This window comes from Candidatus Polarisedimenticolia bacterium (genome assembly GCA_035764505.1).
Classification (GTDB): domain Bacteria; phylum Acidobacteriota; class Polarisedimenticolia; order Gp22-AA2; family AA152; genus AA152.
In genome coordinates this window covers 1-9,928 of sequence record DASTZC010000135.1, presented here as the reverse complement: position 1 = coordinate 9,928, position 9,928 = coordinate 1, and the positions used below count along the sequence as shown (strand labels likewise).

General features: G+C 67.3%; 6 protein-coding genes. 3 read left to right on the top strand and 3 right to left on the bottom strand.

What is annotated here, in order from left to right:
* Positions 1-558: 558 nt before the first annotated feature.
* The gene (locus VFW45_09555) at positions 559-714 is read right to left on the bottom strand and encodes a hypothetical protein (protein HEU5181028.1); all 156 of its coding nucleotides are present in this window, start codon (positions 712-714) and stop codon (positions 559-561) included.
* Between the two features lie 265 nt (positions 715-979).
* Between VFW45_09555 and VFW45_09550 the strand changes: the two genes are divergently transcribed.
* Together VFW45_09550 and VFW45_09545 are read left to right on the top strand one after the other, a co-directional pair.
* The gene (locus VFW45_09550) at positions 980-1,576 is read left to right on the top strand and encodes a hypothetical protein (protein HEU5181027.1); all 597 of its coding nucleotides are present in this window, start codon (positions 980-982) and stop codon (positions 1,574-1,576) included.
* A gap of 3 nt (positions 1,577-1,579) precedes the next feature.
* Positions 1,580-3,223 carry a PPC domain-containing protein gene (locus tag VFW45_09545; protein ID HEU5181026.1) on the top strand — a complete coding sequence of 548 codons (1,644 nt, stop codon included), beginning with the start codon at positions 1,580-1,582 and terminating at the stop codon, positions 3,221-3,223.
* 47 nt (positions 3,224-3,270) lie between these two features.
* On the opposite strand, the gene VFW45_09540 is transcribed toward VFW45_09545, so the two are convergent.
* Together VFW45_09540 and VFW45_09535 are read right to left on the bottom strand one after the other, a co-directional pair.
* A complete protein-coding gene (locus tag VFW45_09540; GenBank protein ID HEU5181025.1) occupies positions 3,271-5,382 on the bottom strand; it encodes a hypothetical protein in 2,112 nt (703 codons plus the stop codon).
* Positions 5,379-8,450, bottom strand: coding sequence for a DUF2339 domain-containing protein (locus VFW45_09535; protein ID HEU5181024.1), 3,072 nt, complete (start codon positions 8,448-8,450; stop codon positions 5,379-5,381). Before VFW45_09535 ends, VFW45_09540 begins: the two co-directional genes overlap by 4 nt.
* Before the next feature lie 357 nt (positions 8,451-8,807).
* Between VFW45_09535 and VFW45_09530 the strand changes: the two genes are divergently transcribed.
* A complete protein-coding gene (locus tag VFW45_09530) occupies positions 8,808-9,791 on the top strand; it encodes a succinylglutamate desuccinylase/aspartoacylase family protein (GenBank protein HEU5181023.1) in 984 nt (327 codons plus the stop codon).
* The last annotated feature ends 137 nt before the right edge of the window (positions 9,792-9,928 follow it).

Sequence of the window (9,928 nt, the reverse complement as noted above, 5' to 3'; positions counted from 1 at the left end):
GAATCCTTGTACTTCCGGCGATCAATGCGTGCGCCGCCAGACCGCCGACGCGAACGTCGATTGCGAGGGCACCCCCATGGTCTGCGACGATGGGAATCCCTGCACATTGGACGCCTGTGATCCGGCGCTCGGCACCTGCGTTGCCCCGCCGCGCAATTGCGACGACGGCAACCCTTGCACGCAGGAAAGCTGCGACCTCCTGACCGGGGGATGCGTGCGGGCGCCGGTAAACGGAAGCTGCGAAGATTCTCACACCTTCTGCACCATCAACGACAGCTGCGTCAACGGCAACTGCGTGGGACAACCTCGGAACTGCAGCGACGGGATCGATTGCAGCATTGATTTCTGCACGGACGGTATAGGAACAGGACAGTGCAACCACGGTGTGGGCCCGTGTCCCCCTACCGGGAATCCCTGCACGCAGTCGCAGTGCAATCTGCAGGTGGGAGGTTGCCTCCCCTCGAACCTCCCTAGCGGCTCATTCTGCTCGGATAACAATTCCTGCACAACGGAGTTTTGCGTTCGTGGACAATGCACCGTCCAGCTGGGGCACCCGGGTCAATCTTGCAACGACGGGAATCCCTGCACGACGAACGACGTCTGTGCCGGCTCCCAGGGCTTTTTTTGCAGCGGGACCCCTCTCTGCAACGACTCGAATCCCTGCACCTCCGACAGCTGCGATCCATCGACGTTCGCTTGCTTCCATGCGAACAACACTTCTCCCTGCAGCGACGGTAATCCCTGCACCGCGGGCGATGTCTGCAGCAACGGCAGCTGTCAGCCCGGACAGGCTCTGGAATGCGACGACGGAAACGCCTGCACCGTTGATTCCTGCGGCGCCAGCTGTACTCATTCCCAGGTCAGCTGCGACGACGGGAACGTCTGCACCGCCGATTCATGCGACGCGGTATCTGGATGCGCGCACGCGCCCGTTTCAGGCGGTGAGGTCAGCTGCGGCGTCGGCGCCTGTCGGCGCACGGTGACCGAGTGCGTCGGCGGCGTGCCCCAGACCTGCGTTCCCAGCTCTCCGACGGACGAGACCTGCAACGGCCTCGACGACGATTGCGACGGCTTTACCGACGAGACCCGGGTGCAAGCGGACTGCACGGTCAATCCGGCCACAATCAATCTCAGCTCCCAGGGGAGCATATTCTCGCTGACCTGCAAGCTGAACGACGTGTGCGATCCGCAGAACCCGACGCCGATCTCCGGCTCCACGGTGAGCCAGGTTTACATCTCGAGGATCGACAGCGCGGCGGATCCGGCCGACGACGTGACGCTGCCGGATCCGGCCACCCTGCCCTGTCCCGACCCTGTCCTCGGGAGCACCTACGAGCGTGGAATCTCCGAGAACCTGGCGGCACGGGACGTCTCCAACGCCAACGTCACCTTCAGGTTCAATCAGACGGCTGACGGAGAATGTTCCACCCTGGATGGCGACCGGCAGGACATCGCAGCGCGCCTCGTGTCGATCCCGGACAACACGAGCGCCACGATCTGCATTTCGGGGAAGACGGGTGGCTCCGACTTTCAGACGTGCGTGCTGGTGCTCGTGAAGAACAAGGGACTCAGGTGAGGAGTGAGGCGTCTCCTCTGCGTTCTGCTCCTTGCCTGGGTCGTATCCCCGTCGCTCGCCGACCTGCGACGCGAGACCGAGCCTGACGACAACCCTGCCGGGGCTCAGCCGATGCTGCCCCCGGCGAGCGTCGGGGGAACCGTCGGTGCTCCTGGCGATGTCGACTGGTACGCTCTGCGGCTGGAAACCGGGCAAACGCTCCAGGCGGACGTCCTGGCGCGGGGGTTCCGGGCCGGCCAGTCACCCGGCTCGGCACTCTCGGCGGTGCTGCAGATCCTGGACAGCGATGGGGCGACCGTGCTGGCTCAGGATCAGTCGCAAGGCGAATTCGACGACCCGAGCGCCGCGTTCCAGGCTTCCCACGCCGGCAAGTACTTCGTCGCCGTGCGGAACCTGGACCCTGCGGTCGGAGGTCCGGCCTATCTCTACGTCCTTTCCCTGGAAGTCGGTACGAACGACACCTTTGAGAGCGCCACACCGATCCTGCCCCCGGTCCTCCCCTCCATCGACGCCCTGATCGATCCTCCGGGCGACCTCGACTATTACCGGCTTTCAGGAACAGCCGGGCAGATCCTGACGGTGGACATCGACTCGGCGGTCTTCAATCCGGCGCAGCCCGCGGCCAAGATCGTCCTGACGATCTTCGATCCCAGCCACGCGATGCTCGCCCAGGACGCCTATACCGCTGCCGATCCCGAGGACCCCTTCCTGCAGGCAACGCTCCCGACGGACGGCACCTACACGATCCTGGTGCGCGAGCTGCGCAGCTTCGTGGGAAGCTCGAACACTTTCTATCAGATGTCAGTTAGCCTCGGGCCGAGCACCGACGACGGGACGTTCTCCACAGGAGCGCCGGTCCTGCCGCCTCGTGCCGTCAGCGGAACCGTGAGCCCCTCAGGCGACATCGATCACTTTCGCTTCTCCCTGGCCGCGAGCGCTCCGGTGCAGGCCGATCTGGATGCCCGTCAGGGGCTGGATTCCCTGCTCGACGGGACGCTGCGCTTCCATGGTCCGGGCGGAATCCTCGGTACCAACACATCCACGCCGGATCCCTTCCTGGCGCTTACCCTACCGTCCGGCGATCTCTCCGCCAGCGTCGAGGGGAACTGCTCGGGATCCGGCTGTCTTTCCGAAGATTCCTACTACGTTCTTTATCTTGATGGGGACCGTGACAGCGACGGCCGTTATCTCCCGAGCGATAATTGCGCCTCCGTCTACAACCCTTCGCAGTCCGACGCCGACCATGACGGCATCGGCGACCTGTGCGACGGCTGTCCAAGCGTCTTCAATCCGGACCAGGCCGAGCCGGCCATGGGTGGGTTGGGCGACGGCTGCGCCGCCTGCGGCCCGCCTCCCGAAATCGCCACCAACCTCGTCTTCCTCGACAACGAGACGCTCTCCTGGTCCCCCTCCGCGGCAGTAAGCTCCTACAACCTCTATATCGGGGTGATTCTCGGGGGCGGGTGGAGCTACAACCACTCCTGTCTGGCGCCTGACCTGCCCTCTCCAGACGCTGTGTTGTCGAGCTCACCCCCGGCAGGCATGGCTTACTACCTCCTCGTCTCCGGGAAAACCCTCTGCGGCGAAGGGAGCCTGGGGACCAGCTCATCGGGCGCGCCACGCCCCAACACCGCCCCGTGTCCATGACGGAGCGGATCAGGCCGCTGTCCATCCAGGCGACGCGTTGACTGCAGCTACTCGGGCGAAGGGGACTCGCGGCGGGCGAGGCGGAAAGTGAGAAACAGCAGGACAAGGACGGCTGCGCCCAGGGCGGCCCAGAGCATCAGGGTCGGCCGAAATCCTTTCTCGTTCAGGCGCGCCTGGAGACTCAGCTCCTTGTTCTGCTCGATCGGACCGGCGGAAATCGCTTCGGCCTGCACCGCCAGGACGACGTCGCGCACGCTTTCCAGCTCGTAACGCGGAGATTCCTTGCCGGGAGCGCCGAGCAGCAGCTCATAACGTCCTGCCGGTGCCGTCAGGTAGAGATCCGGCACCGAGATGCTGCCCTGGATACTCTCGAATCTCAGCGGCGCATCGTCGCCGTCCTGGATCACCAGCTCGAGCGATGCGACGCGCGCCGGCGGCAGGTCGATCGCCGCGGGGTCCGAATCGGTGATGGCGCGCGCCAGGCGGCCCCGCGCCAGGGTCGTCGTCTTTCCGTCGGCGGTCTTGGCTTCCAGCGTATAGCTGCGATCGAAGAAGGCGGCGTCGGGCTCGAGGATCAGCCGGCCCAGCCGCAAGGGAGAAGCCGGAAGCCGCAAGGCGTAGCGCGAAACTCGATCGCGGCTCCTGGGTCCTTCCACCGCGAGCGGCACGAGCTGGGTGGCCGCATCCCGCTGGACCAGGTAGGGCCACTGGCGCGATTCGGCGTCGGCGACGCGCAGGTCGGTCAGCTCGTCCCCGAGGATGGCAAGGTCGCCCGGCTCGAGCCGCAGGCGCGAGAGCCCTTCGGCCGAAGCAGGGACGGTGATCGTGCGCAGGTGGCTGAAGAGGCGGCGGTCGATCGAGGCCCCGGGGTGCATCGCCACGGCGAGCGCGGGAGTCTGATCATAAGCGGCATTGGGGCGAATTCCTCCGAGCCGCGCGGTCTGGATCTTCGATCGATCGACCAGCAGCGCCGCGGCCTCGGCCCGCTTTCCGGTCGCTTCCCCACCGATGGGAGGCAGCAACCCGGCCAGGTCGTACCGGGGAGCGTGCGCCCGGCCGCCTCCGAAGCGCAGCGTCCCGAACGCCCCGCCCGGACGGCCGGCCGCGGCGGAGAAGATCAGCGAGGGCTGCCTCACGACGGCCACGAAGGCGAGCTGCTCCAGCGCCGGGCTGTCGCCATCGACGATCGTGACGCTCAGCCGCTCTCCGTGCGCCGGCCGCAAGGCCACCTCCTGCTCGCCCACCGGGACCAGCGCTTCGACGCGGTAGACGTTACCTGTCCCTACCCCACCGGCGCCGGAAGGACCTTCGTCGCGGATTTCCACGCGCCGGTCGAAGGTGCGGGTGGTCGTCTCGATTCGCAGGAGATCCGGGACCACGCCGTGCGGACGGGCCAGATCGACGATGGTCCGGCCGTCGGCGCTGCGCAGCGAGAGGACCTCGAGCGGCATGTCGATCTTCCCGCCCGTCTCGTAGCGCCGGGCGCTCTCCAGCCGGAGCACCGGATTCAGCCAGGAGCCAGCCTCGCTCTCGAAAACGACTCGCAGGCGGGCGCCGTGATAGGCCGGCAGCGGCAGGCGCAGCTTCTCGACGGGACGTGCGCCCTGGAGGCGGAACAACGAGGCCTCCGGGATGAGCATTTCCGTTCGTCCGGCCGAATCGATTCCCTCCACGCTGACGCGGGCGACCAGCTCGCCGGCACGCGGCTGCACCACCAGAACCCACGATCCGCTCCTTGGCTCGGCATCCGGGAGCCCGATCTCCAGGGTCTCGTGGTGCAGAGGCGGTCCGGTTTTGCGGCGCTCCTCCCGGCGCGCGGCCTCTAGGACTTTCGGGACGAATCTCTGAGCGATCTCGAAGCCCGCCGGCACCTCTGCCCCCGCATCGACGAGGTAAGGGACCTCGTGCTCGCTGCTGTCGAAAAGCCGGAGGTCGGACAGATCCGGGCGGCAGGCCTTCAGGATCTCGGAGGGCAGGACCAGGCGAGCCAGCCCGGCGGATTCGACCGAGACCTCCGCCTCCTGGGGAAAGAGACGGCGGAGCTCCACCTTCTGCGCCGTCACCTCGGCCCATGCCGCACCCGCGATCCAGGCGCCGGCCAAAGCGATCACCGCGGGCAACGCCCATCGTTTCCCGGTCGCGACACCTTTTCCCGTCATGCGATCTCACCTCCCGGCTGGGGCGGACCCTTGCGGAAGACGAACCGCTGGTACAACAGAGAAACGAGAATCAGCGACACGGCCAGACCTACGAGCGACGCGACACGATAGAGATCGCGCAGCTCCCCCAGGTCGTGCAGGAAGACCTTGCCGATGGTGACCAGCAGGAAGCAGAGGCTGAGCCAGCGGAGCCCCACCGAATCGCGTCCCATCCCCCATCCCAGGAGAATCAGGCCGTAGACGCCCCACGCGATCGACACGGTCAGCCGCTGCGCCGGGCTCTCGCCGAAGCGCAGGCTCAGGACCGTCCCCGTGGCGAACCAGTCGGCAATCGTCAGGTTGATCCAGACGAAGATGACGACGATGGCCGCGAGCCCCGAGGCGATCGCCCCGATCGGATGTGCCGAGGCATACAGACCCTTCTCCCAGCGCCTCGCCCGCGCCATCTCCCAGGGCTTCAGGAGCGCCACGCCGCCCAAGAGGGCGGCGGCCGGCACCAGGTAGGTGTAGGTCAGCCAGTTGAAGACGCGGATCGTGGAGCGTGGGTAGTAGCCGAGGAGCGCGGGGTTGGCGACCAGCCGGAGGGTCGTCGCGCCCAGCAGCCCCAGAGCGAAATACTTGAGCCCGGGATGATCCAGCCGGCGCCAGAGAGCCAGCACCGCCAGGCCCTGCAATGCCCAGCCGATCGTAATCCACTGCTTTTCGAGCTGCAGCGGGATGGCCACCGCGACGAAGCAGAGGGCCACGGCGGAGAACCAGACCAGCGCGCGGCGGCGGGTCGGATCGTCGGCGGGGCCGAGGCGCCGGCTCTGCGTCGCGGCCAGAAGGGACAGGGCGCCCAGCGCCACGGGCAGTATGCCGATGGCGGCGTCACCGAACAGCGCCACGTAAAGCCGCCGCAGAGGAAAGAACCAGAGCGGTCCAGCGAGGGCGGCCGCATACCAGGCGAACCGATCCCCCGAGAAGCGCTGGGCGGTGACCAGCGGCCATAAAGCGAAGACCAGCACCGCTACTCCTTGCAGGAAGAACGATGCCGGATCCTCATGGCTGGCGCTGGTTATCGCGTGACCCGCGGTCCAGGTTGCATGCGCGAAGAAGGTCGTGCCGGTCGCGGCGACGGCCCAGCCTCCGTTCCCGAGCCAGGTTGCCGCGATCATTCCGAGAATTCCGAGGAGGAGCGTGCCGCCCAGCCCCATCCAGGGGCCCATGGCGAGGAGGCAGGAAGAGGTCGCCAGGAAGAAGACGGCCAGAACCGCAAGCGTCGCCGCCGCATGCTGCGCGGCGCGCCGCACCTCCTGGTCGCCGCGCAGCTGCGCCACGAGCTGGAGGAGCACGCAGGCACCGACCGGCAGCGCTACAAAGAGCTCTTTCGCGGGGAAGACGGCATCCCCGTAGTGCGTCATGTAGAGGCCCAGGCCCATCCCGGCGCCGGCGGCCGCCGCGACCTGCAGCCAGGCACGCTGCGGAAAGGCCGCATGGCGATACAGGAGGCACATCAGTCCGGTCCAGCCGGCCAGCCAGGGAGCGATCGGCAGCGCCTTGCCGCCGGAAGCAACGATCAGGATCGCCATGAACCCGAGACCGGCCAGGATCGCCGCGGGCGCCGGCCCTTCCGTGCCCGCATCTTCGCGATCGAGCTCGACGAAGAGGTGGAAGATGGCGGCGAGCCCAACCGCGACACCTGCCGCTTCCCACGCGAGTGCCGTCGTCATCGTATGCCGGAGAATCCAGACCGCCGTCACGACGAGGGCCGCGCAGGCGGCGCCCGTGCCCAGGGCAGCTTGCCGCTGCTCGCGCGCCACCCAGCCGGCGCCGGCGCTCAACAGAGCCAGCAGGATAGCGATGGGATAGAGATGCGGTCCCAGATCGGCGCGCGACGCGAAGTACAGGGCAAAGGCGAAGGGAAAGGTGACGGCGCCAATCTGGCTCAAGGCCACCGCGCCGCTCGGTGCCGTTCCGCCGCTCCAGCGCCCTGCCAGCAGGAACAAGACCGCGAACAGGGCGACGATGGCGAGCCCCAGGAACAGCCGATCCGGCCCCATGCGCAGCACGATCCACAATCCCTGCAGGAGCACCGTGGCAAGCAGGCTGAGGATCCCGAGCGACGGCCAGCGCCGCTTGTGCCCCACCGCGAGCAAGCCAAAGTCGAGCAGCAGCACGTAGCCGAACAAGCCGAGTGGACGATCCTGCCCGCTCGACAGAAGGAGCGGCGTCGCGAATCCTCCCACCAGGCCGAGGACCGCGACGAGCAGCGAGGCATGGCGCACCGCCAGCAGGCAGCAGACGGCGGTCACCAGGACCATCAGCCCGAAGACCAGCGGCATGCCGACGAGGTGATACAGCGCGTGGCTGGCCCAAAAGGCGGCATAAAGAACAATGACGCCGGCGCCCGAGATCGCCTCGGCCGTCTGGCGATACTTTCGCGCCCGCAGCCACTCGGCGCCGGCGAGACAGGCAAGACCGGTGAGCGTCCCCAACGCGACGCGCATCGACGGCGTGATCAATCCCTTCTCAATCGAGTACTTGAAGAACAGGATTCCCGCGAGTCCGAGCGCAATGGCGCCGACCACCGCCGCACCGCGGATGCCGATCCAGCGCTCCCAATCGATCGGCGGAGAAGGGGGACGAGGAGGCCGTGTCACGGCAGGCGGGATGTTCCCGGCCGGAGGTCTGTAGGCTGGTGCGGCGGGACGAGCGGCCATCGACGGCACCGGGGGATGCGGAGGCGCGACCGGATGGCTCGGCGCGGCCGGGTATGCGGACATGGGCGGATGGCCTGCTGTGACGGGCGGGCTTGCGACGGGCGGCGGACCCGACACGGCCGGCGGCCTCGCCGGAAGATGCGGTGACTGCTCCTCGACCGAGGGCTCGCGCCGCGCCAGGGCGGCCGCCTGCTCCAGCGCCGCAATGCGCCGCGTCAGCGCCACGAGGCGCGCGTCGAACGAGTCGATCCGATCGGAGGGCCGTCCCGCGCCCGAGGCACGGCGTACCTGCACGAGGGCGATGAGCGCCAGGATCGGCCCCGCGAGCAGGAACCCGAGGAGGAGGAAAGCAAGAAACCAGATCATGACGTCGCCCTCCCTTCTACGTGCGGGACGGATCCGGCAATCGCTTGCCTGGGGAATGACGAGCAGGGCGTGAGGAGGACCAGCAGGTTCTCATGGTCCGCTCCTGGGAAGCAGGCCGGTTGCGGGCCGCCGGTACAATCTAAGGCCGCGCCGCCCCTCCTGCAAGTGCAAATTACATTCCCGTTCTCGCGGACTGCACCAAGGAACCCGCCGGATCCTCGCCTGGCCGCCGGTGTCAGGACAGAATCGGGATTCCATTTGATGAGAGCCTCGGCAACTTCATAGAATGGCGCAAGGCAGATACCGTTGCACCGCCACGAATCATCAAGAACTGAGGAGACGGGGAGCGTAGAGACGATGAAGAAACGCAGGGCTCAGGCCCGGTCGTTCGCGATCGGCGGCAAGACGATCCAACCGGGCGCGATGGATCGCGTGGTCATCCCCATTGCGCCTCTCTATACCCAGCAGCGGATGGATCTCGCGGCCTTCGTTCTGCATGGCAACCGTCCGGGATGCCGCCTTTGGGTGAGCGCAGGCATCCACGGCGACGAGATCCTCGGGATGGACGTGATTCGCCGGCTTCTCCGGAAGGTGGATGCCGCGAAGCTCGCGGGCACGCTCGTGGCCGTCCCCTTCGTCAACGCCTTCGGGCTCGTGCAGCAGATCCGCTACCTCCCGGACCGCCGTGACCTCAATCGCACGTTCCCCGGATCGAAGCATGGCTCGCTCGCCGCGCGCCTGGCGCATGCCTTCATGAACGAGATCGTGGCGCGCTGCACGCACGGCATCGACCTGCATACCGCGGCTATCCACCGGGACAACCTGCCGCAGATTCGCGCCAACCTCAATCACCCGGCGACCCGCCGGATGGCCGAGGCCTTCGGCGCCCCCGTCATGATCCACGCCAACCTCCGGGACGGCTCGTTGCGGGAGGAGGCCACCTCGCGCGGCATCCCGACTCTGCTCTACGAAGCGGGCGAGGCGCTGCGCTATGACGCGCGGGTGGTGCGCGCCGGCCTGGACGGCGTTCTCGGCGTGATGAAGTCCCTGGGCATGATCGAGGAGGCGCCCCCCGCCCGCGAAACGCTCGTAGCCCGCCGCACGAGCTGGGTCCGCGCGCCGAAGAGCGGCTTCCTCATCCACCGCGTCGACCTGGGGGAAAGGGTAAAGAGGGGAGAACGTCTCGGCGCCATTCATACGCGAATTCATCATCCCCTCCTGCGCAAGACCCGCACCATCGTCAGGGCCCACCAGAGCGGTCTGATCATCGGCATCAGCCGCAATCCCCTCGTCTATGTCGGCGACCCGGTGGTGCACATCGCCACCGTCGGCTCGGCCTGAGCCTTCCTCACCTGCTGCAGCTGCTCCACCGCCTGCGCCTTGTCGCCGCGTAAAATGGCGAGGCCCTTCCAAGGCATTGATTGCGATGCATGGAGCTGAGGGTGCGGAAAGCTACGGCTGGACTTCGATGCGGATGG

What these genes read in the sequence shown, in the direction of transcription:
- VFW45_09535 (HEU5181024.1), bottom strand. Translation starts at nt 8,450, where the DNA reads ATGATCTGGTTTCTTGCTTTCCTCCTCCTCGGGTTCCTGCTCGCGGGG.
- VFW45_09530 (HEU5181023.1), top strand. Translation starts at nt 8,808, where the DNA reads ATGAAGAAACGCAGGGCTCAGGCCCGGTCGTTCGCGATCGGCGGCAAG.
- VFW45_09540 (HEU5181025.1), bottom strand. Translation starts at nt 5,382, where the DNA reads ATGACGGGAAAAGGTGTCGCGACCGGGAAACGATGGGCGTTGCCCGCG.